This window comes from Enterococcus sp. LJL120 (assembly GCF_054871765.1).
The window spans coordinates 277,533-303,141 of record NZ_JBTXLV010000001.1; the positions used below are offsets into that span (position 1 = coordinate 277,533).

General features: G+C 41.6%; 22 protein-coding genes and 1 other annotated feature. Of the genes, 20 read left to right on the forward strand and 2 right to left on the reverse strand.

Annotation, left to right across the window (positions count from 1 at the left end):
• Window positions 1-99: 99 nt before the first annotated feature.
• On the reverse strand, window positions 100-1,062 hold the full coding sequence (locus tag ACYSNU_RS01380; protein ID WP_461735435.1) for an asparaginase: 963 nt from the start codon (window positions 1,060-1,062) through the stop codon (window positions 100-102).
• An 85-nt stretch (window positions 1,063-1,147) separates the two neighbouring features.
• Between ACYSNU_RS01380 and ACYSNU_RS01385 the strand changes: the two genes are divergently transcribed.
• Genes ACYSNU_RS01385 through ACYSNU_RS01395 form a run of 3 tightly spaced genes read left to right on the forward strand, consistent with a single transcriptional unit; the run spans window position 1,148 to window position 3,381 of the window.
• A complete protein-coding gene (locus ACYSNU_RS01385; protein ID WP_461735436.1) occupies window positions 1,148-1,981 on the forward strand; it encodes a DUF72 domain-containing protein in 834 nt (277 codons plus the stop codon).
• Between the two features lie 28 nt (window positions 1,982-2,009).
• Window positions 2,010-2,849 (forward strand): Cof-type HAD-IIB family hydrolase, encoded by an 840-nt coding sequence (locus tag ACYSNU_RS01390; protein WP_461735437.1) that lies wholly within the window; start codon window positions 2,010-2,012, stop codon window positions 2,847-2,849.
• 7 nt (window positions 2,850-2,856) lie between these two features.
• Complete coding sequence (locus ACYSNU_RS01395; RefSeq protein WP_461735438.1) at window positions 2,857-3,381, forward strand: pyrophosphohydrolase domain-containing protein; 525 nt, start codon at window positions 2,857-2,859, stop codon at window positions 3,379-3,381.
• Window positions 3,382-3,468: 87 nt separating this feature from the next.
• Here the strand turns inward: ACYSNU_RS01395 and ACYSNU_RS01400 are convergent, their stop codons facing one another.
• Complete coding sequence (locus ACYSNU_RS01400) at window positions 3,469-4,818, reverse strand: aspartate kinase (protein WP_461735439.1); 1,350 nt, start codon at window positions 4,816-4,818, stop codon at window positions 3,469-3,471.
• A 263-nt stretch (window positions 4,819-5,081) separates the two neighbouring features.
• Here ACYSNU_RS01400 and ACYSNU_RS01405 point away from each other — a divergent pair, with 263 nt between their 5' ends.
• The 17 genes from ACYSNU_RS01405 (at window position 5,082) to ACYSNU_RS01485 (ending at window position 25,568) form a co-directional block, all read left to right on the forward strand.
• Window positions 5,082-5,498: a septation ring formation regulator EzrA gene (locus tag ACYSNU_RS01405; protein WP_461735440.1), complete on the forward strand. Its 417-nt coding sequence runs from the start codon at window positions 5,082-5,084 to the stop codon at window positions 5,496-5,498.
• A gap of 372 nt (window positions 5,499-5,870) precedes the next feature.
• Complete coding sequence (locus ACYSNU_RS01410; RefSeq protein WP_461735441.1) at window positions 5,871-7,598, forward strand: septation ring formation regulator EzrA; 1,728 nt, start codon at window positions 5,871-5,873, stop codon at window positions 7,596-7,598.
• A gap of 216 nt (window positions 7,599-7,814) precedes the next feature.
• Window positions 7,815-8,957, forward strand: a complete 1,143-nt coding sequence (locus ACYSNU_RS01415; RefSeq protein WP_461735442.1) for a cysteine desulfurase family protein — start codon at window positions 7,815-7,817, stop codon at window positions 8,955-8,957.
• A gap of 26 nt (window positions 8,958-8,983) precedes the next feature.
• Window positions 8,984-10,186: a tRNA uracil 4-sulfurtransferase ThiI gene (thiI, locus tag ACYSNU_RS01420; RefSeq protein ID WP_461735443.1), complete on the forward strand. Its 1,203-nt coding sequence runs from the start codon at window positions 8,984-8,986 to the stop codon at window positions 10,184-10,186.
• Between the two features lie 224 nt (window positions 10,187-10,410).
• Window positions 10,411-11,064, forward strand: a complete 654-nt coding sequence (locus ACYSNU_RS01425) for a redox-sensing transcriptional repressor Rex (RefSeq protein ID WP_461735444.1) — start codon at window positions 10,411-10,413, stop codon at window positions 11,062-11,064.
• Window positions 11,065-11,189: 125 nt separating this feature from the next.
• The gene (locus tag ACYSNU_RS01430) at window positions 11,190-11,681 is read left to right on the forward strand and encodes a thiol peroxidase (RefSeq protein ID WP_461735445.1); all 492 of its coding nucleotides are present in this window, start codon (window positions 11,190-11,192) and stop codon (window positions 11,679-11,681) included.
• 46 nt (window positions 11,682-11,727) lie between these two features.
• Window positions 11,728-11,969, forward strand: a binding site (T-box leader).
• A gap of 77 nt (window positions 11,970-12,046) precedes the next feature.
• Window positions 12,047-14,692 (forward strand): valine--tRNA ligase, encoded by a 2,646-nt coding sequence (locus ACYSNU_RS01435; RefSeq protein ID WP_461735446.1) that lies wholly within the window; start codon window positions 12,047-12,049, stop codon window positions 14,690-14,692.
• Between the two features lie 127 nt (window positions 14,693-14,819).
• On the forward strand, window positions 14,820-16,142 hold the full coding sequence (locus tag ACYSNU_RS01440) for a bifunctional folylpolyglutamate synthase/dihydrofolate synthase (RefSeq protein WP_461735447.1): 1,323 nt from the start codon (window positions 14,820-14,822) through the stop codon (window positions 16,140-16,142).
• Window positions 16,129-16,788, forward strand: coding sequence for an HAD family hydrolase (locus ACYSNU_RS01445; protein ID WP_461735448.1), 660 nt, complete (start codon window positions 16,129-16,131; stop codon window positions 16,786-16,788). The genes ACYSNU_RS01440 and ACYSNU_RS01445 overlap by 14 nt, the downstream gene beginning before the upstream one ends.
• A gap of 55 nt (window positions 16,789-16,843) precedes the next feature.
• Window positions 16,844-17,551 (forward strand): RadC family protein, encoded by a 708-nt coding sequence (radC, locus tag ACYSNU_RS01450; RefSeq protein ID WP_461735449.1) that lies wholly within the window; start codon window positions 16,844-16,846, stop codon window positions 17,549-17,551.
• A gap of 149 nt (window positions 17,552-17,700) precedes the next feature.
• Window positions 17,701-17,901 (forward strand): cold-shock protein, encoded by a 201-nt coding sequence (locus tag ACYSNU_RS01455; protein WP_071862327.1) that lies wholly within the window; start codon window positions 17,701-17,703, stop codon window positions 17,899-17,901.
• Between the two features lie 260 nt (window positions 17,902-18,161).
• The gene (locus ACYSNU_RS01460) at window positions 18,162-18,998 is read left to right on the forward strand and encodes a hypothetical protein (protein WP_461735450.1); all 837 of its coding nucleotides are present in this window, start codon (window positions 18,162-18,164) and stop codon (window positions 18,996-18,998) included.
• 650 nt (window positions 18,999-19,648) lie between these two features.
• Complete coding sequence (locus ACYSNU_RS01465) at window positions 19,649-20,788, forward strand: acyl-CoA dehydrogenase (RefSeq protein ID WP_461735451.1); 1,140 nt, start codon at window positions 19,649-19,651, stop codon at window positions 20,786-20,788.
• 19 nt (window positions 20,789-20,807) lie between these two features.
• Window positions 20,808-21,590 carry an electron transfer flavoprotein subunit beta/FixA family protein gene (locus ACYSNU_RS01470; RefSeq protein WP_461735452.1) on the forward strand — a complete coding sequence of 261 codons (783 nt, stop codon included), beginning with the start codon at window positions 20,808-20,810 and terminating at the stop codon, window positions 21,588-21,590.
• A 19-nt stretch (window positions 21,591-21,609) separates the two neighbouring features.
• The gene (locus ACYSNU_RS01475) at window positions 21,610-22,623 is read left to right on the forward strand and encodes an electron transfer flavoprotein subunit alpha/FixB family protein (RefSeq protein WP_461735453.1); all 1,014 of its coding nucleotides are present in this window, start codon (window positions 21,610-21,612) and stop codon (window positions 22,621-22,623) included.
• 379 nt (window positions 22,624-23,002) lie between these two features.
• A complete protein-coding gene (locus ACYSNU_RS01480; protein ID WP_461735454.1) occupies window positions 23,003-23,752 on the forward strand; it encodes an ABC transporter ATP-binding protein in 750 nt (249 codons plus the stop codon).
• On the forward strand, window positions 23,742-25,568 hold the full coding sequence (locus ACYSNU_RS01485) for an ABC transporter permease (protein ID WP_461735455.1): 1,827 nt from the start codon (window positions 23,742-23,744) through the stop codon (window positions 25,566-25,568). The genes ACYSNU_RS01480 and ACYSNU_RS01485 overlap by 11 nt, the downstream gene beginning before the upstream one ends.
• The last annotated feature ends 41 nt before the right edge of the window (window positions 25,569-25,609 follow it).

Sequence of the window (25,609 nt, forward strand, 5' to 3'; positions counted from 1 at the left end):
AAACTTCAGAAAATTGTATCTTGAAGTGACTTTCGAAAAGCCAGCTAGTTAGGCTAGTTTTTCGTTTCACGACTTTCACAATTTTTTGAAGTTTTTTTACTATTCCTCCAAAAATTCTTGCCGTTCAACGGCCAGCAACTGGCTATTAATGGCAATCAATAATTTTAAGCGGGCCTTTTGGCTGTTAATGCCATTGCAAAAGATGACACCTAATTGCTGCAGCTCTTGACCGCCGCCTTGATAATCGTAAATCGGTTCAACGATACCGTTAAAGCAACGGGAGACGAGCACAACGGGTACTTTTTTGGCCAATAATTTTTTGAGGGCCGGCAAGGTTTGCGGAGGTAGATTGCCAGCGCCTAAGCCTTCAATGACTAAGCCGTCGATTGCAGATTCTGATAAGGCTTCAATCAAATCTCCATGCATTCCCGCGTAACCTTTGACGATGGGAATTAGCCCGTTGACCGCTTGGATATCAATGCGGTCACTGCTAGTCAGTTCCTGCATAAAACGAATATGGAGTTTGGTGATGATGCCAATTGGTCCTAATGTTGGCGTGCGAAAAGTTGCTACATTAGTGGTGTGGGTTTTGGTTACGTAGCGGGCGGTGTGAATTTCATCATTCATTACCACGAGGACACCTTTACCTTGAGCCTCTGGGCAAGCGGCCACCCGAATGGCCGACTCAAAATTATACAGGCCGTCGCTACCGATTTCATTGCTGGAACGCATGGCTCCTGTGATTGCAATCGGCATGATGCCGCCGATGGTTGTATCTAAAAAATAGGCTGTTTCTTCTAAAGTATCGGTACCGTGGGTAATCACCACACCATTGAAATTTTCAGTTTCGGCCCGTTGAATTCGATTTTTTAATAAAAGCATATGCTCAGGCGTAATATGGGGAGAAGGAACATTAAAAATTTCTTCTACGACTAAGTCAACGCCTGCTGGTAAGTTTGGTGCAGAGGTTAATAAAGGATTGCCGGCATCAGGTGCTACTTTGCCTGCTGCATTTTCTTTCATTGCGATTGTGCCGCCGGTGTGCAGCGCTAAAATTTTCATACCATCACCTCAGGAAATTTTTTTGCATGTCATTCTTTGCTTATTGTATACTATATGAATAACAAAACAAGAGGAGCAGATAAAATTGATTAGAATCGGCCTAACCCGTTTTGATGAACACATTAACTTAACTGGGAAACCCAAAGCTAGTCTCTTTGAATATGCTGGCCATCTGCCGCTAGTGGAGTTGGATACCGCTTATTATGCAATTCCTAAGGAGACGACGGTTGCTAATTGGCTGACACAGGTGCCGCCGAGTTTTCGTTTTATTATCAAAATGTATGGCGGTTTAACCAAACAAAATCGTGAGGACAAGTATTTTTCTTCTGAAGAAGCGATGGCAGAAGCGTATCTGACAGCATTGAAGCCCTTGGTTGACAGTAAGCAGCTCTTTTATTTTCTCTGTCAGTTTCCCAGTTTTTTTGACTGCACTTCAGAAAATGTGGCCTATCTGCAAAAGCTGCGACATCTTTTACCGAATGTGCCGTTAGCCATCGAGTTTCGTTCTGAAAGTTGGTATCAGGAAAATGTTTTAAACTCCATGCGAAAGTTTATGCAGGAAAATCAATTTTCTTTGGTCATAATTGATGAGCCGCAGGTGGCCAATCGCAGCGTGCCTTTTGATGACTTTGTCACCAATCCAGATTTTACGATGTTTCGTTTTCATGGCCGCAATGTTCCTGGTTGGCAGGAAAATGGCGCTGATTGGCAGCAAAAACGCACCTTGTATGATTATAATGGGGCAGAGATTAAACAATTAGCAGCCTCAATTCGACAAACGGCTAAGGCCAGTCGGGAAGTGGCCGTCATTTTCAATAATAATTCCGGCGGTCATGCAGCCGGTAATGCTTTGATGATGGTGAAGGAATTGGGGTTGGATTATCAAGGTTTAAATCCTAAGCAGCTGGATTTATTTTAAATGGAATATGAAAAGAAAGAGTGGGGCCATGATTAAGGCAATTTTTTTTGATATAGATGGGACGCTGGTGGGCAGTGATTCTCAGGCGGATGCGACAACGAAGGCGGCGATTGCCGAGGCCCGCAAAAAAGGGATTCTCTGCGGCATTGCGACAGGCCGCAGCCCGGTCAAAATAAGTGAGATGATTGATTTCATCGAATTGGATGTATTTGTGACCTACAATGGCCAATTAGTTTATACGCCAGAGGGGGATATTTACAAAAATCCTTTTTCTAAACAGGTGCTGAATGAAATTGTCGACTACGCCGATGGACACAATCGGCAAATTTTATTTGGCGCTAGAAACCGACTGGATGGCAGCCGCACCGTGTCTTTTGGCAATTCAGTCTTTGCCAAAAGTCTGACGAAATTTGTGCCGAAAAATTTAACTTCTAAAGTGTTGAAGTTTGGTTTGCAAAAATTGCGCAAGGCTCGGAAAAAGAAGAGCTACCGGCGCTTGTCCATTTTGAATGAGCCGATTTATCAGTGTATTATGTTGAGCAGTGAGTCCGGTGACCATTTATTACGGGAACGGCTGCCCCATTGTGATTTTCAGCGCTCCAATCAGTTTTCGGTGGATGTGACACCGAAAGGCGGTTCGAAATTACACGGAATTGAAGCATTTATTCAACTGCATGATATTAAGTTATCCGAAGTCATGGCCTTTGGCGATAATTTAAATGATATTGATATGCTGACCCATGTGGGCTATGGTGTTGCCATGGGCAATGGGCGCCAAGAGGTTAAGGAGATTGCCGATTTTGTGACCCATTCCAACGAGAGTGACGGCATTGCTTTTGCCATGAAACATTATGGAGTGATTGAGTGAGGAAAAAATGAGTAAACAAACCCCTTTTGAAATGGCGGAGGAATTTCATGATACCTTCGACCCTAGAAAACCATTAAAGCCAACCGCCTTCAACGAAGCAGATGCGCTTCATCGCACCGGCTTTAAAGCTGAAGAGCTGGTGGAATTTTTATATGCAGCCGCTGACAATGACCAGAAAAAATTTCAGGATTTTGTTACAGCCCTCCACCAAAGTATTGATTTGGCTGAGGAAAAAGTCTTGGCCAAAAAAGAACCTGTGACAGATTCATTGGTGGGACAGGTGGATGCACTAACGGATTTATTGTATTTTATTTACGGTTCTTTTTCGTTGATGGGAGTTAATCCTGAAACGATTATTAACATTGTTCACCAAGCCAATATGGGGAAACTTTTTCCTGATGGCAGGCCCCGTTATGACCCTGTCACCAATAAAGTGATGAAGCCGGCTAATTGGCAAATCGATTTTGCTCCAGAAGCCAAAATTGCAGCGGAGCTACAGCGACAAATCAAAGAAGCAGAGACTAAAAACTAAAACGGGCTAAAATCTAAAAAAGCTTGAAAAGTCATCAGTTAGTTTAACTGGCTGGCTTTTCAAGCTTTTTTGCATGCAGATTATTTGTTAGTCAAAAAAGGTGTAGTACAAGGAGCGAATCGCCCGAGCTTCGTGCTCGCTTTTAATGCCGAACATGATGCTGACCTCAGAGGAACCTTGGTTAATCATTTCTAAATTGACTTCTTTATTGGCAAATGAATTGGCACTTTTGGCCATGATCCCGATTTTTTGGCGCATACCTTCACCAACAACCATGATTAAACTCAGGCCGTGGGTGATGTGAACTTCATCGGGTTCTAATTTTTCTTGAATTTTTTCAATCAATAGCGTTTCTTTTTCCGGTGTCAGATAACGGTCGCGGATAATGATAGAAACATCATCAATTCCTGATGGCATGTGTTCAAAACTGATATTCAGGTCTTCAAAAATTTCTAAAATCCGGCGCACAAAACCAACTTCCCGGTTCATCAAATGCTTGGTAATATATAAGCTGGAGAAACCAGAATCACTAGCAATTCCGACTACTGGCTGATGATTAATTTCACGATTTTTGCGGATAAAGGTTCCTTTTGCGCTGGGATTATTGGTATTTTTAATCACTACCGGCACATTAAAGGTATAAGCAGGGTGCAGTGCTTCATCGTGGAAAACTTTAAAACCAGCGTAGGCCAGCTCCCGCATTTCTTTAAAGGTCAGCTCTTCAATCAGTTCAGGATTGTGAATCAAGCCTGGGTGAGCGGCAAAAATGCCGTCAACATCAGTAAAGTTTTCATAGAGGTCAGCCTGCATACCAGCTGCGACAATCGCTCCGCTGATATCTGAGCCACCTCTAGAGAAGGTGCAAATTTCGCCATCTTCTGTATAGCCGAAGAAACCAGGGACAACCAAAATTTCAGCTGAATCGCGATTTTGGTAAATTTTAGCAAAGGAATCTTTTAAAATCCGGGCATTCCCCGGTTCATCAGAGACAAACATCCCTAAGTCTTTTGGATTAATATAACGAGCCGGTAGACCTTCATGGGCAAAATAAGCCGCCACCAGTTTGGCGTTATTGTTTTCACCGCTTGCCAGAAAAGCATCCCGCAAATGGCGATTATTTTCAATCGGCAGCTGGGCCAAGCCTCTTAAATTATTTTCAATTTCCGGTAAAATAATGGAGGTAATGCCAAGTGCATCGGTATTGCTTTTATAGCGTTCAATGATATCGCCGCAAATTTCTGCAGTATCGCCGCCAGAAGCATATGTATCGTAATAAGCAATCAGCATATCCGTGACTTTAATGTCATCGCCTTCCCGTTTACCAGGGGCGGAAACAACGACAAAGCGTCGTTCGGGGTCACTGCTGACAATATTCAAAACTTTTTTTAATTGTTTCGCGGAGGCTAACGAGCTGCCGCCAAATTTTATTACTTTCACAAAATTCACTCCTGAACTCTTAGATTCTTTAAGAATACAAAAACTAGTCGATAAAAGCAAGTAGTTCTTGGGGATACTTAAAGGGAAAACCTTGTTATTACAAGAAAATTTAGAAATTAGCAGAGGAAAAAATAGTCAGAGATGATTGCCGGCTCAAAGCGTTTAACTGGAGTGTGATATAATTCCTATAAATAAATCTTGCAATGGCAGCTAGTTATTAAAGTGCTGGTTATAAGGGGAAGTTGCCAAGAAAAGGAGAAAAAATGGAAATTGTTGTTTTCATATTGATTGTGGGAATCATTGTTCTATTAGGTTTTGGACTAGTTTTGTTGTTTCAGCGTTGGCAAAATCGCTACAAACTCGAACAGCTCGAAAGACAAAAGGAAAAATTGTTTGATATGACAGTTTTTGATGAAATTGCAGCAGCAGAGAAACTTTCTTTGACGGCTGCCCAAAAAGCCGTTTTTGCTGAGGTAAATCAGCGCTGGCAAACCGTTACAACAGAGGACTTTGCTACACTAGAGACAATAATTATGAAGGCGGAAAGTTTAAATGCCCGCCCAAATAAAGTTTTTGCTGCTAAAAGGAAGATTGCGTCTGCCAATCAAAGGTTGGCGGAAATGGAAAAAACGATTTTTGAGATTCGTCAGACTTTAGCAAAATTTCAGGAGGAAGCATAGTCCAGACAGTCTTGTTTGGAGGAAACTAGTTACTCGCTAAAACAAAAGTAAATGACTTTTTTGCTAGTCAAAGAATCCAGCAAAAGGTTAGCAGAGGATTCATTTGAAAAATCCCTTAAACTAACTAAGTGTCAAAAATAATTGCTAAAAGCCATTACTACCCAGCAAAATTTGCCTTAAAAACCTTGCTATTACAAGAAAATTTAGAAATTTACTTATGAAAAAAAATGTAAATTTTTTCGGGATTATCCCGTGCCATCCAATAATGATTATGATATAATCTAGATTAGATGTCTGCGCCCTAATAAGTAGGTGTAAAATACTTCGGTTTTTCTTATACAATTATGTGTTACTAAAAACGGAGGAACAATAATGGGAAGTAACGTGAACATCATCATCATCATATTCATCGCGGTCGTAGTGATTTTAGCAATTTTAGGACTGGTTTTACTGCTGTTACGGCGACAAAACCTGAGTAAAATAGACGAACTGGAAAAACGTAAGGAAAAACTATTTGACTTACCGGTGTTTGAAGAAGTTGATGATGTCAAGAAGATGCATATGGTGGGTTCCAGCCAAAATACTTTCCGTGAATGGAGCCAACGTTGGATTGCCGTTTCAACCGTTGAGTTCGGCACTTTAGAAACAATGATTATGGACGCTGAAGGCTTAAACAATCGCCCCAGCAAAATTTTCAGTGCCAAGCAAGCTATCGAGTCCGCAAATGGAAAAATGGATGAGATGGAAAACGAAGTGGAAGAAATCCGTAAAGGGCTTGAAGAATTACGAGATGGAGAAGAACGTAACTCCCTTGAAGTTCAAAAAGCCTTGGATGTGTATGAAGAGTTACAGGCTGAATTAAAGACTGATTCCTCAATCTTTGGTCCAGCACTTTCTGAGTTGAAAAAACAAGTCAAGAATATTGAAATTGAATTCACTCAGTTTGTGACTTTAAATACCTCCGGTGATCCGATTGAAGCTCGGGAAGTGTTAGAGCTTGCCGAACAGCACACTTATGAGTTATCTGACTTAGTGAAACGAATTCCTAGCGTTTTCGAAGATCTAAACCGAGTATTCCCTGATCAAGTTCAAGAAATTGAAGAAGCGTACAAACGCATGGTCGATGAGCAATACAAGCTGCCGGATGATTTTCCGGAGCGTATTGAACAAGTGAAAAAACGTATCGAAAACTCTCTTAAAGATATCGAAAAAACTGAAGTCAGCACCGCTGAGGTCGCAAACAGAGATACAGCCAGTCAAATTGATGGCCTGTACGATACGTTAGAACGGGAAATGAACGCACGGAAATACGTGCTGAAAAACCGTCAAGTAATCAAAGACTATATTGATCACGCTGGGAAAAACAATCGTCAGCTGATGATTGAATTAGATCATACCTCACAAAGTTATGCTTTAAATCATAATGAGTTAGGTCGAGCTCGTGGTTTCCAAACAGAGTTGGACGAGTTAACGCGTCGTTACCAACAAATGGAACCCCAAATTAATGATCACGAAATCCCTTATACAGAAGCGCAAGTCTTTTTCAAAGACGTTTACCGCGTCTTAGATGACATCGAAAACCAACAAATGGCAATCGATGATGATATGCGTAATCTGCGTAAAGGTGAACGTGATGCACAAGTCAAGGTGGAAGAGTTTGAATTCCGCCTGCGGACCTTAAAACGTTATGTTGAAAAACAACGTTTACCTGGTCTTCCAGAAGATTATCTGGAATTCTTCTATGTAACGACTGATCGGATTGAACAATTCAACAAATCCTTAAACAAGATTCGCATTGATATGGATGAAATCAATCAGCTCTTACAATTATCAGAAGAAGATTTAGCAACCTTACAACAAAAAACGGATGATCTCGTCGATGCTGCTGCTCTAACTGAGCAAATGTTGCAATATGCAAATCGCTACCGCAACAGCCATCAAGAAATCCGCGATGCCATCACACAAACGATGGAGTTGTTCAACAATGGCTATCGCTATCAAGAATCCCTTGATACGATTGGCACTGCCCTGGAAAGAGTAGAACCTGGCGCTTTCCAACGCATTGAATCCTTTTACTTTAAGAATCCAGACCTAGTCTGAGAATACGATAAAGACGTTTTTCCAATATAGAAAAAGCCCTGAAAAATTTTTCGGGGCTTTTTTGCGGGCAAAAATGTGCTGCTGGTAAATCAGCCGAAGCTTTCATTAAAAAAGTTTTAAGGTCAACTCGCTGCTACCCGTCAAAATTTTCAACGCCTTGAAAGGAAGTGACAGAACCTTTATAATAGGAAAGAATTTTAGAAAAGAGGCTATACCATGATTTACTTTGACAATAGTGCAACGACAGCAATTTATCCGCTGGCACTTGATACATATACCAAAACCAGTCAACGGATTTTTGGGAACCCGGCCAGCCTGCATGATTTAGGCAATCAGGCCCATCGCTTATTGGAACAAGCCCGCAAGCAAATTGCAGAACAGCTGGCGGTGGCACCGGCAGAAATTTTTTTCACTAGCGGCGGCACAGAAGGGGATAATTGGGTCTTAAAGGGCACTGCCATTGCCAAAAAAGAATTTGGCAACCATCTAATTATTTCCGGCATTGAGCATCCAGCAGTCAGTGAAACGGCTCAACAATTAGCGGCTAACGGCTTTGATGTCAGCATCGCGCCAGTGGATGAAAAAGGATTTGTCCTTGTGGAGGAATTGGCCAAGCTGATAAAAAAAGAAACCATTTTAGTTTCTGTGATGGCTGTCAATAATGAAATTGGCAGCATTCAGCCGATTCAAGCAATCAGCGAACTGCTAAAGGCTTATCCGCGAATTCATTTTCATGTGGATGCGGTACAGGCTATCGGCAAGGTGCCGCAGGAATTATGGCTAACAGAAAGAGTGGACTTTGCCACTTTTTCTGCTCATAAATTCCACGGTCCACGAGGTGTCGGCTTTATTTATTGGAAGGCTGGGCGTAAATTAGCCCCATTATTAAATGGCGGCGGTCAAGAAAATAATCAGCGCTCCGGCACGGAAAATTTACCAGGAATTGTCGCTACTGCTAGAGCACTGCGACTTTATCAAGATAAGATTTCGGAAAACCCGCAGCACACAGCAAATTTAAAAAAGGCCTTAACAGAGGCTTTGAAAACTTTTCCGAAGGTTCACTTTTTTACTGGGGAAGAAAATTTTACGCCTAATATTTTATGCTTTGCCCTTGAAGGAATCCGCGGCGAAGTTCTAGTCCACGCCTTTGAAGAAAAGCAAATCTATCTTTCCACCACTAGTGCCTGCTCTAGCCGCAAAAAAACGGCTAGCTCAACTTTAAGTGCCATGCATGTGCCTAGTCGCTTGGCAACCTGTGCTGTGCGGGTGAGCTTAGATGAGAGCAATACAATGGCAGAAGTGGAACAGTTTATGATTATTTTTCAGCAATTGTATCAACGCTTTTCCAAAGTGAACTAGCAGACGAGATAAATGGAGGAACCAACGTGAAATATTCAGAAATTATGGTCCGTTACGGTGAATTGTCCACGAAAGGCAAAAATCGCCGGACCTTTATTATGCAGCTGGCCCAAAATGTCAAAGAGGCTTTGGCAGAATTCCCCGACTTACGGGTGCGGGGCGAGCGGGACCGGATGCACCTATTGCTAAATGGGGAAGATAGCGAATTAATTATCCCGAAGCTCACAAAGGTTTTCGGCATTCAAAATTTTTCCCCTAGCATTCGAGTAGAAAAAGATTTGGCGGTGATTAAGGCCAAGGCTCAAGAAATGATGAAAGAAATTTATACCGGCACAGAAACCTTCAAAATTACCGGCAAGCGCAGCGACCATCACTTTGAAATCGACAGCCAGCAGCTGCAATTATTTTTAGGCAATGCGATTGTTGATATTTTTCCAGACATCAAAGCGCAAATGAAACGCCCTGATATTAACCTGCGGGTCGAAGTCAGAGATGAAGGGGCATATCTTTCCTATGAAACAATTAAAGGTGCTGGCGGTTTACCCGTGGGAACTAGCGGTCGTGGAATGCTAATGCTTTCTGGCGGGATTGATTCACCGGTAGCTGGCTATCTGGCGATGAAACGCGGCGTTGAGATTGAAGCCGTTCATTTTGCTAGCCCGCCCTATACAAGCGAGCAAGCCTTGCAAAAAGCCAAAGACCTGACACAAAAATTAGTGGCGTTCGGTGGCGACATTCAGTTTATTGAAGTGCCTTTTACTGAGATTCAAGAAGAAATTAAACGCAGCCTGCCACAGGGGTACTGGATGACAATCACCAGAAGAATGATGCTGCGCTTAACGGATATGATTCGGGAGGCCCGCAAAGGTTTAGTAATTATTAACGGCGAGTCTCTAGGCCAAGTGGCTTCGCAAACTTTACACAGCATGGTCGCCATCAATGAAGTTTCGGCTACGCCAATTATCCGGCCGGTCATCACGATGGATAAGCTGGAAATTATTGAAATTGCCGAACAAATTGAGACCTTTGAATTATCTGTGCAGCCCTTTGAAGACTGCTGCACGATTTTTGCACCGCCACAGCCAAAGACGCGGCCTAATATTGATAAAGTTCATCAATATGAAGAGCGACTCGATGTCGAAGGCTTATTAACTCGAGCTTTTGCCGGCATCAAAGTGGAAAAAATTTCAGCTCAACAGGAAACAACGGAGTTCGCTGATTTCTTATAATTTTCTAGCAGCTCTCAATCAAAAAAACATTAATAGAAGTAAAATTTTAAACAGCTGATTCATAACGACTCAGCTGTTTTTTGCTGTCACTTTTTTCACAAAATATGTAATAATTAAACGATTCTGTTTTTATTATGAGAAAATTTTTCTTTTTATCAAAGATATTCTGTGCTAAACTATTCATGTGAAGCGTTTAACAAAGTCTTTGGAAGGTGATTTGAGTGATGGGAGTAAATAAAGAAAAGGTATTACCTAAAGCGACAGCTCGCCGCATGCCTGTCTATTTACGTTATTTAAAAATGCTCAGTGATTCAGGAGTCAGTCGCATCAAATCGAAGGACTTCAGTGAGGTTACTAAAGTGCCGTCAGCGACAATTCGTCGGGATTTTTCTTATTTAGGGGAATTAGGACGCAGCGGGTACGGTTATGATGTGGCCTATTTGATTGAAGTTTTTAGCGGTTTGCTAGCTACTCAGGAAGAAAAGCGAATTGCCCTAGTCGGCTGTGGAAATTTAGGGCGGGCGCTAGTTAATAATAATTTTCGCCGCAACGAAAATTTAAATATTGTCTGCATTTTTGATAACAATCCCGATTTGATTGGGCAAGAGATTGATGGGGTTAAAGTTTATGGGATGGCAGACTTAGCGGATATTTGTACGGCTGAAAATATTAAGCTGGCCATTTCTACTGTGCCCAGCCAGTTTTCCCAAGAAGCCGTTGACCAAATGGTGGCTGCCGGCATCACAGCGATTTTAAATTTTGCTCCAGATCGAGTGAACGTCCCTGATTATGTGACGATGCAGTACATTGATTTGACCACCGAGCTGCAGACCTTGATTTATTTTGATAATAGTTTTCAAAAACTGCCTTCCCTCTAGGCAGTTTTTTTGCAATCATCGGTGGTTCTCCTATAATAAATTTAACAGGAAATTTTTTCTGCAGGATATTTGAGCAGGTAATGCTTTAACCTTAAAATAAAAAAGAAGTTAGAAAAGGAGAATTTATGCAAATTACAAGACGTGGTGAGGTTCATGAGGTAGTCGGAAGTCAACCGGAAGTGGGGCAAAAGGTACCGGATTTTCAGTTAGCTGATAGTCAGGACCAAAGCTGGCAATTAAAAGATTTATTGGATAAGCCTTTAATTATTAGCGTTGTGCCGGATATTGATACAAGAGTCTGCGCTATCCAGACCCGCCAGTTTACCAAAGCCGCTGGAGAGCATCCGGCCTTGAACTTTGTGACAATTTCTAATAATACTAAAGAAGAGCAGGCTAATTGGTGTGCTGCTGAAGGCTTGGATTTAACAATTTTACATGATGATAATTCTGTCTTTGGGAATGCCTATGGTTTATTTGTGCCAGACAGCGGCCGTTTAGTCCGTTCAATTTTTGTGGTGGATACGACTGGTGTTTTACGGTACCGTGAATTAGTTGTCGAGCAAACTCAAGAGCCTGATTATCAAGCAGCTTTGCAGGCAGCAGAAGAATTGCTGTAATTTTTCAGATTCTGTTTGACTTTGATTTTTTAACATTGTAGAATGAGGCAAGACTTAGAACAAGAGGAGTAACCAACGGCTTTTGTCAGAGAGAGAAAATGATTGGTGGAACATTTTCACAAAAGGTTGGTGAAGGTAGCTTGGGAGTTTTTTGCTTGAAAGCTTGAAGCTGAGACTTGGCTGCAGGGAGTAAAGCAAAACGAATCGTGACCGTTACCTCACGTTTGAGAGGCAGAATTTTCTGCAATTTAGGTGGTACCGCGTAATCAATCAACTTACGTCCTAAGGTGTTTCGGCATCTTAGGGCTTTTTTGTTTTTCCAAAAAAGCGGCTGTGTTGAAAAAAATAAAAAGGAGACTTTTGTTATGACGGAAGAAAATAATTTATCGACAAAGTACAATCCCCTTGAAGTAGAAGCTGGGCGTTATAAAAAATGGTTGGAGCAGGACTTATTTAAGCCTAGTGGCGATGCTAAGGCCAAGCCTTATTCAATTGTTATTCCACCCCCCAATGTTACTGGCAAGCTGCATTTAGGTCACGCTTGGGATACGACTTTGCAGGACATGATTATTCGCCAAAAACGGATGCAGGGCTTTGATACGCTTTGGCTACCGGGCATGGACCATGCCGGTATTGCAACACAGGCGAAGGTCGAAGAAAAATTAAGAGAGCAGGGGATTTCCCGCTATGATTTAGGCCGTGAAAAATTTATTGACCAGGTTTGGGAATGGAAGGGCGAGTATGCTAGCCATATCCGTGAACAGTGGGCCAAATTGGGCTTGTCGTTAGATTATTCTCGGGAGCGTTTCACTTTAGATGAAGGCTTATCAAAGGCGGTTCGCACAGTTTTCGTAAAATTATACGAAAAAGATTTAATTTATCGTGGGGAATACATTATCAATTGGGATCCACAAGCCCGCACCGCTCTTTCAGATATTGAAGTTATCCATAAAGATATTGAAGGTGCCTTTTATCACATGACCTATCCATTGGCGGATGGCAGCGGCGCCGTTGAAATTGTGACGACTCGCCCAGAAACAATGCTTGGTGATACTGCTGTGGCGGTTCATCCAGATGATGAACGCTATCAAAATTTAATCGGTAAAACGGTAATCTTGCCTCTGATGGAAAAAGAAATCCCCATCATTGCCGATGAGTACGTGGACATGGACTTTGGAACCGGCGTTGTAAAAATTACCCCGGCTCATGATCCCAATGACTTTGAAGTCGGCAATCGCCATGATTTGCCGCGGGTTAATGTGATGAATGAAGACGGCTCGATGAATGAGTTGGCTGGCAAATATGCCGGCATGGATCGCTTTGCAGCCCGCAAACTGATTGTTAAAGATTTAGAAGAGCTGGGTCGGTTAGTTAAAATTGAAAAAATGAATCACAGTGTCGGTCATTCTGAACGAACCGGCGTAGTAGTGGAACCGCGTTTGTCAACGCAATGGTTTGTAAAAATGGCACCATTGTCTGAAAAAGCAATTGAAAATCAAGCAACTGACAATGCTGTTGATTTCTTTCCGCCACGGTTTAATCAAACTTTCCTACGGTGGATGGAAAATGTTCATGATTGGGTAATTTCGCGGCAGCTGTGGTGGGGCCATCAAATTCCAGCTTGGTACCATAAAGAAACTGGTGAGATGTATGTTGGCATGGAAGCGCCGGCGGATAGTGAAAATTGGCAGCAGGACCCTGATGTTTTAGATACTTGGTTTTCTTCGGCTCTATGGCCATTTTCAACAATGGGTTGGCCTGATGTAGATAATGAAGACTTCAAACGTTATTTCCCAACCAACACTTTAGTGACGGGCTATGACATTATTTTCTTCTGGGTGAGCCGGATGATTTTCCAAAGTTTGGAATTTACTGAAGAGCGTCCCTTTGAAAATGTTTTGATTCACGGCTTAATTCGCGATGAACAAGGCCGCAAGATGAGCAAATCATTAGGCAATGGGATTGACCCGATGGATGTTATTGAAAAATATGGCGCTGATGCTCTGCGTTGGTTCTTATCCAATGGCTCTGCTCCCGGTCAGGACGTGCGTTTCAGCTATGAAAAAATGGATGCAGCGTGGAATTTCATCAATAAAATTTGGAACGCCTCACGTTTTGTCATCATGAACGTTGAGGGCATGACAATTGAAGATATTGATTTGACTGGAGAAAAAACGGTGGCGGACCGCTGGATTTTAACCCGCTTAAATGAAACGATCGCCAAAGTCACTGACCTTTTTGACCGCTTTGAATTTGGTGAAGCTGGTCGCCAGCTGTACAACTTCATCTGGGATGATTTTTGTGACTGGTATATTGAGATGAGTAAAGAAGTTCTATACGGGGATGATGAAGCCTCTAAAAAGACCAACAAGAGTATTTTAGTTTACACATTGGATCAGATTTTACGCCTGTTGCATCCAATAATGCCTTTTGTTACAGAAGAAATTTGGAGTAAGATTCCCCATGCTGGCAGTTCATTAGTCGTTGCGGACTATCCAGTGGTTCGACCAGAATTTGACGATGAAGATGCGGCTAAGGGCATGGCTGTTTTGACGGAACTTATTCGTTCTGTTAGAAATATTCGGGCAGAAGTTAACACGCCGTTATCAAAACCAATTACCCTTTTGATTAAGGCAACTGATCCAGCAATTGGTAAATTCTTAGTTGAAAATACCAACTATATTGAACGTTTCTGTAATCCTGATGAGCTGCAAATCAGCGGCGATTTAATTGCTCCGGAATTGGCGATGTCAGCGATTTTAACCGGCGCTGAAATTTATCTACCGCTGGCAGGCTTGATTAACATTGAAGAAGAGATTCAGCGGCTAGAAAAAGAATTGGCCAAGCTAGATGGCGAAGTCAAACGGGTTCAAGGAAAATTATCTAATGAACGCTTTGTCGCGAATGCCCCAGACGATGTGGTTGCCGGTGAAAAAGCTAAAGAAAAAGATTATTTAGATAAACAAGCAACCGTTCGCGAACGGATTGAAAATCTGCGGACGATTAGTTAAAGCAAAAAACTGTCGATGGAAATTTTCTGTCGGCAGTTTTTTACTGAGATTCGATAGCATCTGGTACATCATTAAGGAAAACTTTTGCTATAATAAGCGGGGAAGCTATCTGGAGAGGGGAAAGAAAATGTCATTAACTGTTGCTGAGGCAATTGACTGGATTCACAGCCGTCTGCCTTTTGGCTCGAGACCGGGCTTAGAACGAGTCACCGCTCTGCTGGAAAAAATAAATCATCCTGAACTGAAGGTTCCGACAATCCACATTGCCGGGACGAACGGCAAGGGCTCAACGGTAACCTATCTGCGTTGTATGTTGGAGGAATTAGGTTTGACTGTCGGTACCTTTACGTCACCATACATTGAAACCTTTAACGAACGAATTGCCATTAACGGCGTAGGCATTCCTGATGAAGCTATCATAGAATTAGTGACCCGTTATCAGCCGATTGTGGCAGAAATGGATCAAGAAGAAGCGATTGCCGGTATCACCGAATTTGAGACATTGACGGGGATGGCCTTTGATTATTTTCTGCAAGAAAAAGTGGATGTTGCAATCATTGAAGTCGGCCTCGGCGGATTGTTGGACTCAACCAATGTCGTGCATCCCTTATTGACTGGAATCACGACGATTGGTTTAGATCACATGGAGATTCTTGGCGAGACGTTAGCGGAGATTGCCGCTCAAAAAGCTGGCATTATTAAAGCCGGCATTCCGGTAGTTACCGGCAATATTGAAAGCATCCCGCTAGCGGTTATCGAGGCTGAGGCCGCTGATAAAAAGGCGCCCATCTATCGTTTTGATCAAGAATACTTTGTCGACTATCTGCATCCCGATGAAGAATGGGGCGAGGTTTTTAATTTCAGCAATGAAGCTGGCAAGATTCCGAAGCTGCGGGTCTCGATGATTGGTCAGCATCAAAGTGAAAATGCAGGGATGGCGATTGAATTATTTTATCAATACTGCCGTTTAACCAAGCAGAATTTTCAAAGTAAATTTGTGACAAAAGGCCTTTGGCAAGCTCAATGGCCTGGGCGGATGGAGCGTTTGAGTGAAAATCCGCTGATTATTTTAGACGGTGCCCACAATGAACATGCCGTCAAGCGCTTAGTGGACAATTTGCAACGGGAATTTGGCAGCTATCAAATAAAAATTTTGTTTTCTGCCGTCGCTACAAAGGAAATTCATGGTATGCTAAGCTTGTTGAAGCAACTGCCCAATGTGGAAATTTATTTGACCACCTTTAATTATCCTCGTTCATTGGAGCTGAAGGATTACGCCAATGAGGTGGATGAGCAGTTGACGATTGTTTCTTTATGGCAATTCGGCTTGGCGGAAATTCTAGAAAATTTTGAAGACAATCAATTGCTGTTAGTCACCGGTTCGCTGTATTTTATTTCGCAGGTGCGGGAATTATTATTAGAATTAGGAGGAGCAGATGAAAAAGCTTAGTGGTGTAATTTTTGATATGGATGGGCTAATTTTTGATACGGAGATGCTCTATTATAAAGCAACGCAAAAAGTTGCCGATGATTTGGGCTTTGCCTATAGTAAAGAGGTCTACTTAGATTTTTTAGGGGTCTCTGATGAGGAAGTCTGGGAAAATTATCATCAAATTTACGCAGATAAAGGAACAGAAGCCGTTGATAAATTTATCAACGAGTCCCATGCGGAAGTTTTGCGGATGTTTGAAAAAGGCGAAGCGGCACTGAAACCTGGTGTTCATCAATTAATGGACTATTTAAATGAACGAAAAATTCCTAAAATTGTTGCCTCTAGCAATCAGCGGCATGTGATTGAATTGCTGTTGGAGAATGCTGAATTAAAAGATGAATTTATCGACATCGTTTCCTCTGAAGACGTCAAGCGGGCCAAGCCCGACCCAGAGATTTTTGAAGTGGCAGTGAAGCGATTAAACACTGCCAAAGAGGAAACCCTTGTCCTAGAAGATTCCCAAAATGGCGTGCTTGCCGCTCATAAAGCGGGTATTCCAGTAATCATGGTACCCGATTTATTAGTGCCGACTGATGATTTGCTGGCGAAGACGCTGCATGTGCTGGATTCTTTGGAAAAAGTGCCGGATTATTTTGGCGATTAATTGAAAGAAAAACTCTTTTGCGTATTTTTAAATGAAAACGCAAAGGAGTTTTTTTATGAAGGAAAAATTATTACTAAGGGAAATGCCGGCGGACTCTTTGCCACGGGAACGCCTCTTGAATTTCGGGGAAAAGGCTTTGTCAGATCAAGAATTGCTAGCAATCGTTTTGCGGACCGGCTATGCCAGCCAAAATGTTATGGAATTGGCCGGTGCCTTGTTGCAGCATTTTTCCAGCCTTTATGAAATCAAGCAGGCCACACTGCAGGAATTAAAAACAGTTAAAGGCATTGGCCAAATTAAAGCCTTAGAGTTAAAGGCTGTTCTGGAACTAGGCTGGCGCATTCAGCAGGCGCAACAACCTAAGATTGGCCGAGTGACCTCCAGTTATGACTTGGCGCAGCAATTAATTTTGCAGCAAAAAGATTGGCACCAAGAACACTTGCGGGCGCTGTATCTCAATACGAAAAATGAAATCATTATCAAAAAAACGATTTTTATCGGATCGTTGAATCAGTCCATTGCGCACCCGAGAGAGATTTTCCGCTTTGGGGTCCGCTGTTCAGCGGCCCGCATTTTAATTACCCATAATCATCCTTCCGGCAACCCGACTCCTTCTAGCAATGATTTAGATTTTACCGCCCGCCTCATCAAATGCGGCGAGATGCTGGGCATTGAAGTGCTGGACCATATTATCACCGGCGAAAAATCTTATATTAGTCTGCGGGAGGAGGGGTTCTGGCAAAAAATAAATCAAGGCACTTGAAAAAAAGACCTAATAATAGTAAAATTGTTCTTGTAAATTTGTTTGTCTTATTTAAGCTCTAGGTAGTTGACAATTGTTGCACCTCTTGTGTAAGAAGAGCAAATGTTACAATATTATATTTGTGATTAATCACAAGGAGGTTCATCAAGATGGAAAACGGTACAGTTAAATGGTTTAACGCAGAAAAAGGCTTTGGGTTTATCACTCGCGAAGACGGAAGTGACGTATTTGTTCACTTTTCAGCTATCCAAGGTGACGGCTTCAAAACTCTAGAAGAAGGTCAAGCAGTTACTTTTGACGTTGAAGAATCAGATCGTGGCCCTCAAGCTACTAACGTTAACAAAGCTTAATTTCTAAAAATTTTAACCTCTGAGGAGTTTTCCTCGGAGGTTTTTTTGCGTTAGCAAATTTCCCCCAAAAAAGACGGATAATCAGTAAAATTTCAAACTGTTTTTTATTAGTTTTAAGATTTTGAAAACGCATTAATATTTCTAAAGTTACATTAAGGTTACATTAAGGTTACAAAATCTCCTTTTGTTTTAAATGCTTTCAATATATATTTTATGTGTATTAATAAAAAAATATCCGAAAGTGGAAGGAAGCGGAAAAGATGAAGAAAAAATTATTGGGAATTAAAGTATTCGGCGGATCATTATTGGGGATTTTAGGAATTATTTTTATTGGTGTTGCTCCTCAAGCTGTCCAAGCTGAGGAAGTTATTGATATTACCCCGACAGTCTCCTTTACTGTCTCTGAGATGACGCTCTGGGTTGGAGGGGAATATACTTTAAACTATCAAATTGAGAACTTATATGATATTCCAGTGGAGGCTGAAATAAGTTTTACTAATTTGACTCCTGAAACGCTTAATTATGCTGATACAGAAGTGGCGTTTTACGCTATCGATGAAGGAGCAGCCAGCTTCAGCTACCAAGTTGAATTGTCTAATACCACGATGGAACAGCTCTCAGATAAATTTCCAGAGGCTACATTCGTGCAAAAAGATGTGCAGCCAATCTTAGAATTGTATGTAAATTATCAAGAAAAAAATATTTATCGTCTCTACAATCCTCACTCAGGTGAACACTTGTACACAGCTGGAAAAACAGAAAATGATTTTCTGATTTCTCTCGGGTGGCACGGGGAAGGTACTATGAGTGGTGTGGCAATGTCACCATATGAAGTATATCGTTTGTACAATCCTTATACGGGCAACCATTTTTACACTAGTTCAGCCAAAGAGGTTTCTGATTTGTCACAAATTGGTTGGGTTGCTGAAGGAACTGCTTTTTATACCTCCAAACCATCAGATGCACCTGTCTATCGTCTCTATAATCCTTATAGTCTGACTGGCGCACATTTTTATACTACCTCTGCTACAGAAAGAGATGGCTTGATTGCAATCGGCTGGCAAGATGAAGGCGTAGGCTGGTATCAAGTGAAGTAATCAAGGATTGATTTTAAGTTTGAACTCAAAACTATATTTAGTCATAAAATACCGACCTTCAGAAGTTAGATTTTTGGTCTAACTTTTGGGGGTCGGTACGTTGTGCTATCGTCTTTTTTTCTATAAACTTCTTAGCTAAATCAAAAAACTTGACAATATAATTTTTTTGGAAAAACAGCAGTGAAGAATGTTATAATAAACCCATGGGTCATTTCAATTACTCGTGTAAGTAGTTTATTTTTAAACTAAACTAGAAAAAAATTCCTTTCATTTTGATAATGAATGGCATTTTTGTTGGAATTGTCAGGAATCTTTCAAAATGACAAGGTTGAATTCACGAGTAACTAATTGAGTCACACAAAGATTTTTACAGCGAGTTTCTTCTATATTATAAAGCTATAAAATTCCGTTATGGTTTTTATAATAAATAGTAAGCGCTTTTTTTGCTGTCAAAGATTGTATTTTTGCCGAAATCACGATATTGTGTTTTTTATCACATAGTAAAATTTTTAGTGTGTGAAAATCAAAGAAGAAAACAACTTCTCTTTGAAAATTGGGTATTACTGCAGAATTCTTCTGTAGTTTGAAATATGCTTTAAGATGCAATGGAATTGGCTTTTTGAAAAATTTAGACTTAGGGAGGAATTAGTGTGGATTTTGAATTGAGTAATGAACAGATCATGATGCGACAATTGTTTCGGGATTTTGCCGAAGCAGAAGTTAAACCGCTAGCCCATGAGATTGATGAGAATGAACGGTTCCCAGCGGAAACAGTTGTTAAACTGGCCAAAGCGGGCTTTATGGGCATTCCCATCGATAAAGAGTTTGGCGGAGAAGGAGCTAATACTTTAGCCTACGCTATGTGTGTGGAAGAGTTGAGCCGGGTCTGCGGGACTACCGGAGTTATTGTTTCTGCACATACTTCTTTGTGTTGCGAACCCATCAGTAAATACGGCACTGCTGCTCAAAAAGAAAAATATTTGATTCCTCTGGCTAAAGGTGAAAAATTAGGCGCCTTCGGTTTAACTGAACCGGGAGCTGGTACAGATTCAGCTGGTCAGCAAACAAAGGCTGTCTTAGTCAACGATCACTATGTCTTAAATGGTACTAAAATTTTTATTACAAATGGCGGAGTCGCTGATATTTATATTATTTTTGCCATGACGGATAAGAGTAAAGGCAATCGTGGTATCTCTGCTTTTATCGTTGAAAAAGACTTTCCTGGTTTCTCCATTGGGAAAAAGGAACAAAAAATGGGGATTCGTGGTTCATCGACAACTGAATTAGTCTTTGAAAATTGTATCGTGCCGAAGGAAAATCGTTTGCGTCCAGAAGGAAAAGGTTTTGGCGTAGCGATGGGAACTTTGGATGGCGGCCGCATTGGAATCGCCGCCCAAGCGTTAGGGATTGCCCAAGGCGCCTTGGATGAAACGGTAGCTTATGTTAAAGAGCGTAAGCAGTTTGGCCGTAGTATTGCAGCTTTCCAAAACACTCAGTTCCAATTAGCTGATATGAAAGCCCAAATTGAAGCAGCACGGCTGTTAGTTTATAAGGCAGCCTATGCCAAGGAACATCAAAAATCCTTCTCTGAAGAAGCTGCTATTGCAAAATTATTTGCTTCTGAAACGGCGATGTCTGTGACGACGAAATGTGTTCAATTGCACGGCGGTTACGGTTACATTCGTGATTATCCGGTGGAACGGATGATGCGGGATGCGAAGATTACCGAAATTTATGAAGGTACCAGTGAAGTGCAGCGGATGGTTATTTCCGGCGCAATGTTACGATAAGACAGGAGGAAATGATTCGATGAATATTTTTGTATGTATAAAACAAGTTCCCGATACAACGGAAGTAAAATTTGATCCTGAAACAGGCACTCTAATTCGTAAAGGCGTGCCGACCATTATTAATCCTGATGATAAGGCCGGCTTGGAAGCAGCTCTGCGCTTAAAAGATCAATTTGGCGCAACCGTCACTGTTGTGACCATGGGACCCATGCAGGCAGACGTTGCTTTGCGGGAAGCCTTGGCAATGGGGGCAGATGAAGCCTATTTGATTTCTGATCGGGCCTTTGGTGGTGCGGATACTTACGCTACCAGTAATACGATTGCCTCAGCAATTAAAAAAATCGGCGGCTATGACTTGATTATTACTGGTCGGCAGGCGATTGACGGGGACACAGCTCAAGTTGGCCCACAAATTGCTGAACACCTCGGCCTTGCCAATATTAGTTACGCTGAAGATATTAAAATGGAAGAAGATAGCATCATCGTTAAGCGCCAATTTGAAGACCGCTATCATCTGATAAAAGCTAAGCTGCCTTGTCTGATTACGGCGCTTTCTGAATTAAATGCGCCCCGCTATATGACGCCAGGGGGAATTATTGATGCTTACGCTAAAGAAATTCACATTTTAACCAAGGCTGATTTAGATTTAGCCGATGATCAAATCGGCTTGAAAGGCTCTAAAACACGCGTCTTTAAATCTTATGATAAAGAAGCTAAAGGCGCCGGCACTGTAGTCAATCTTGATGTGGCGGAGTCTGTGGAATGGCTGATGGATAAACTAGCAACCAAATACATCATTTAAATCATTCGGAGGTGAGAAAATGGATATGAAAGATTATAAAGGCGTTTTAGTTTTTGTTGAACAGGTGGACGGCGAGATTGCTCGGGTCAGCTATGAATTACTCGGTGAAGGCAAAAAGTTAGCCGCCACTTTAAATACGGAAGTCACGGCGGTCGTTTTGGGAAATCATTTGGAAGCCCTCGTGGATAAATTAGCCACTCACGGCGCTGATAAAGTGATTGTCGTTGAAGATCCCGCGTTAGAAACGTACATGACAGAACCTTATACCCATTCGATGGCAGAAGTCGTCAATGAATACAAACCAGATGTTGTCTTATATGGTGCGACAGCAATCGGTCGGGATTTAGCTCCTCGGGTAGCAGCTCGCTGCAGCACTGGACTAACAGCTGACTGTACGCGTTTAGAGGTGCAGGAAAAAACCAATAATTTATTAATGACTCGGCCAGCATTCGGCGGCAATGTGATGGCGACGATTCTCTGTCCAAATCATCGCCCGCAAATGGCGACAGTTCGTCCCGGTGTCATGAAGCAGGCTGAAAAAATGGCAAACCCTGATTGCCAAGTGGTGAAATACGGCGTGCCTAATCTAGCTAATTATCAAAATGTTGAAATTTTAGAAGTCATTAAAAAAGAAACTGAACGGGTGGACATCATGGATGTTGACGTGTTGGTTTCCGGTGGCCGAGGCATGGGCAGCGTTGATAACTTCAAGCTGCTAGAAGAATTAGCTGATGTTTTAGGCGGCACGGTTTCAGCTTCACGGGCAGCGGTTGATGCCGGCTGGGAGGAAAAAGATCGGCAAGTTGGGCAAACCGGTAAGACTGTTCGGCCAAATCTTTATATTGCCAGCGGTATTTCAGGTGCAATTCAGCACGTTGCCGGCATGGAGGAAAGTGATATTATCATTGCCATCAATAAAGATGAGTCTGCACCAATTTTTGATGTTGCTGACTTTGGTGTCGTTGGCGATGCCACCAAAATTGTTCCATTATTGACTAAAGAAATTAAAGCCAAACGGGATACTGAAGGATAAAGTTTAAGAAAATGAAAAAGCACAATTATAAATGACCTTTGTGTCGCAAAAGAGCCTAGTGGGGACTGGGCTCTTTTTTTGCTCTCTAGCAGCTTATAAATAACTAAACAATTTGTCTACAACTAAAGTCTGAGGCGTCAGTCAAACTTTATTCCCATGAAATTAAGGTCAGCCAGCCGTATAGTTTTCCCAGAAGGCTTGTTAGAAAGACAATTTGAAGTTCTTGCAAAATTGTAAGAGAAAAGTAATAAAATTACATGGTCTAATTTTTTTGAAACGAGTATAGTAGGCGATGGATGAAATACTGACCTTGTTTTGAAAAGAAGCGGCTAACAGTTTCTAACAAACAATGAGAATGATACATAAGGGAGTAATGACGATGTTACAAGTTGAGAATCTTAGAAAAGTATATGGCAATGAATTACAATATGAAGCTTTAAAGGGCATTAATCTGACGGTTGAAGATGGTGAATTTATCGGAATCATGGGACCTTCAGGAAGTGGGAAGACAACTTTCTTAAACCTTTTGGCGACTATCGATCAGCCGACTAGCGGCAGCATCATGCTAAATGGGAAGAACCCAAATACTTTAAATCAAGAAGAAATTGCCAAGTTTCGCCGTAAAGAATTAGGCTTTGTTTTCCAAAGTTTTAATTTAATGCCAACCTTAACAGTGGAAGAAAATATTGTTTTACCGCTGACTCTAGACGGTGAAAAAGTCAGCCGCATGAAAAAACAAGTGCGGGATTTAGCTCCCCGCTTAGGCATTGAAACATTATTACCAAAAAGAATCGGTGAAATTTCTGGTGGTCAAGCGCAACGGGTGGCCGTCGCCAGAGCGATGATTCATCATCCAGAATTATTGTTGGCCGATGAACCAACGGGTAATTTGGATACAAAATCTTCGCGGGATGTTATGGGCCTATTGCGCCAATTAAACCAAGAAGAACAAGCCACCATCTTGATGGTTACTCATGATCCTTTGGCCGCTAGCTTTTGTCAACGGATTGTCTTCATTAAAGATGGAGAACTTGTTGATGAAATGCATAATGATGGCAATCAAGGGCGCTTTTATGACCGGATTATCACCGAGCTAGCCAGAATTGAGGGTGTCGACAATGAGTTTTAATCAATTAGTCATCCGCAATACCATTCGCAATCGCCATCTTTACATGGCCTACTTTTTAAGCACAATGTTTTCTGTAATGGTCTTTTTTACCTTTAATGTTTTTGCGCAACATCCCTCTTTGTCAGATGGGCTGAATTCCAGCGTACAGACGGGCATGACCGCTGCTGCAGTGATTATTTACGGCTTTGCCTTTTTATTCGTGCTGTATTCAATGGATGTCTTCTTGCAATCCCGAAAAAAAGAATTTGGCGTGCTAATGATACAAGGGATGAGTCCCAAGCAGCTGCGCAAAATGGTGTTTATTGAAAATCTCGTGATTGGTTTTTTTGCGACAATTTTCGGTAGCATCTTTGGGATTGGCTTTTCGCAAGTTATTTTATGGATTTCTAAATTTTTAGTCCACGTTGACTTTGGTTTTTATTTTCCAACACAGGCCATTTTAATTACTATTGTGTCCTTCTTTATTTTATTTTTAGCGATTTCCTTTTTCATTCAATTCCGCCTGCCAAAATTATCTTTACAGGAATTATTAAAAGCCGGTGAATTTGGTAAAGGAGTTATCAAGCCTTCATTACTAAAAGCTATTTTATCAGTGATTTTAATTGGCGGCGGCTATGCAGTCGCGATTTTAGTCCCCGGACAAATGGTGCCAATCGTGATGATACCAGTGATTTTTGTCGTCATCGTTGGGACGAGTTTATTCTTTAACCAATTTAGTGTTGGCTTGATTGAATCCTTGAAAAAGCGCCAAAAGTTATTTTGGAAAAAAACGAATATGATTGTCTTTTCAGATCTGTCATTTAGAATGAAAGACAATGCCCGTTCCTTCTTCTTAGTTTCCGTTATTACAACGGTAGCTTTTGCGGCCATTGGGACTTTATATGGTCTGCAGGAATTATTAGTAGGTCAAATGGATTTGAATCCTTATGAAGTCACAGTGTACAACACCCCTTCTGCGGAATTAGACCAAGAAGTGGCGCAGGTGAATCAATTGTTTGCCGAAGATAATATTTCGGTTGACTCAACAACTGTTCATTACTTTTTAGATGCAAACAGCGGCAATCAATACATGACAGTTTCTGAATACAATCAATTGGCAAACTTAGCTGATTTGCCAGAACTAAGTTTAGCTGATGGTGAAGTTTTAGCTTTATCCAGCACGAATTTTGCAACTGGCGAGGCTCCAAGTTCTGTTAGCATCAATGGCACGGATTACACAGTGAAAGGGACAGAGCAAACGCAAGTTGTCTCTGCTTTCAGTAATTACTACCTAGTACCAGATTCTGTTAATACTAGCGAGATGACAGAATACCAATCGACAAATTGGGTGGCCCCTGGTACAGATTATGATGCCCTAGTTGCGACCGGTAAGAAAATCTTCGCTGAGTTTGCCGATACACAACCGAAAACCTTCCTACGACAAACAACTTTAGACGGATACGCACCAATTCTATTTGTCGGTATCTTCATCGGAATTGTCTTCTTTGTTTCAGCTGGTAGCTTCCTTTATTTCCGTCTGTATAGTGATATGGATGTCGATGTGGAAAAATTCCGGATGATTTACAAGCTAGGTTTATCGAAAAAAGAATTGAAAAAAATGATTTATCAACAGGTCGGCATCCTCTTTTTCACGCCGATTATTGTCTCGGTGATTCACGGAGCGGTGGCCCTCACGGCGATGTATCATGTCTTTAACATGGATATGCAGCTGGCGGGTTGGGAAGTTTTAGGTGTGTTTGTGCTTATTCAAGTGATTTATTACTTAATTGCCCGCATCTTCTACTTTAATAAAGTTTATCGTCAAGTAACCGCCTAAAAAAACTGCGGGAAGCAACAGCCAAGTTTCTTAGCTTGGCC

Bases quoted from the DNA above. Each gene is read 5' to 3' on its own strand.
- ACYSNU_RS01380 (WP_461735435.1), bottom strand. From the start codon at position 1,062: ATGAAAATTTTAGCGCTGCACACCGGCGGCACAATCGCAATGAAAGAA.
- ACYSNU_RS01390 (WP_461735437.1), top strand. From the start codon at position 2,010: ATGATTAAGGCAATTTTTTTTGATATAGATGGGACGCTGGTGGGCAGT.
- ACYSNU_RS01395 (WP_461735438.1), top strand. From the start codon at position 2,857: ATGAGTAAACAAACCCCTTTTGAAATGGCGGAGGAATTTCATGATACC.
- ACYSNU_RS01405 (WP_461735440.1), top strand. From the start codon at position 5,082: ATGGAAATTGTTGTTTTCATATTGATTGTGGGAATCATTGTTCTATTA.
- ACYSNU_RS01410 (WP_461735441.1), top strand. From the start codon at position 5,871: ATGGGAAGTAACGTGAACATCATCATCATCATATTCATCGCGGTCGTA.
- ACYSNU_RS01415 (WP_461735442.1), top strand. From the start codon at position 7,815: ATGATTTACTTTGACAATAGTGCAACGACAGCAATTTATCCGCTGGCA.
- ACYSNU_RS01425 (WP_461735444.1), top strand. From the start codon at position 10,411: ATGGGAGTAAATAAAGAAAAGGTATTACCTAAAGCGACAGCTCGCCGC.
- ACYSNU_RS01430 (WP_461735445.1), top strand. From the start codon at position 11,190: ATGCAAATTACAAGACGTGGTGAGGTTCATGAGGTAGTCGGAAGTCAA.
- ACYSNU_RS01435 (WP_461735446.1), top strand. From the start codon at position 12,047: ATGACGGAAGAAAATAATTTATCGACAAAGTACAATCCCCTTGAAGTA.
- ACYSNU_RS01440 (WP_461735447.1), top strand. From the start codon at position 14,820: ATGTCATTAACTGTTGCTGAGGCAATTGACTGGATTCACAGCCGTCTG.
- ACYSNU_RS01445 (WP_461735448.1), top strand. From the start codon at position 16,129: ATGAAAAAGCTTAGTGGTGTAATTTTTGATATGGATGGGCTAATTTTT.
- radC (WP_461735449.1), top strand. From the start codon at position 16,844: ATGAAGGAAAAATTATTACTAAGGGAAATGCCGGCGGACTCTTTGCCA.
- ACYSNU_RS01455 (WP_071862327.1), top strand. From the start codon at position 17,701: ATGGAAAACGGTACAGTTAAATGGTTTAACGCAGAAAAAGGCTTTGGG.
- ACYSNU_RS01460 (WP_461735450.1), top strand. From the start codon at position 18,162: ATGAAGAAAAAATTATTGGGAATTAAAGTATTCGGCGGATCATTATTG.
- ACYSNU_RS01470 (WP_461735452.1), top strand. From the start codon at position 20,808: ATGAATATTTTTGTATGTATAAAACAAGTTCCCGATACAACGGAAGTA.
- ACYSNU_RS01475 (WP_461735453.1), top strand. From the start codon at position 21,610: ATGGATATGAAAGATTATAAAGGCGTTTTAGTTTTTGTTGAACAGGTG.
- ACYSNU_RS01480 (WP_461735454.1), top strand. From the start codon at position 23,003: ATGTTACAAGTTGAGAATCTTAGAAAAGTATATGGCAATGAATTACAA.
- ACYSNU_RS01485 (WP_461735455.1), top strand. From the start codon at position 23,742: ATGAGTTTTAATCAATTAGTCATCCGCAATACCATTCGCAATCGCCAT.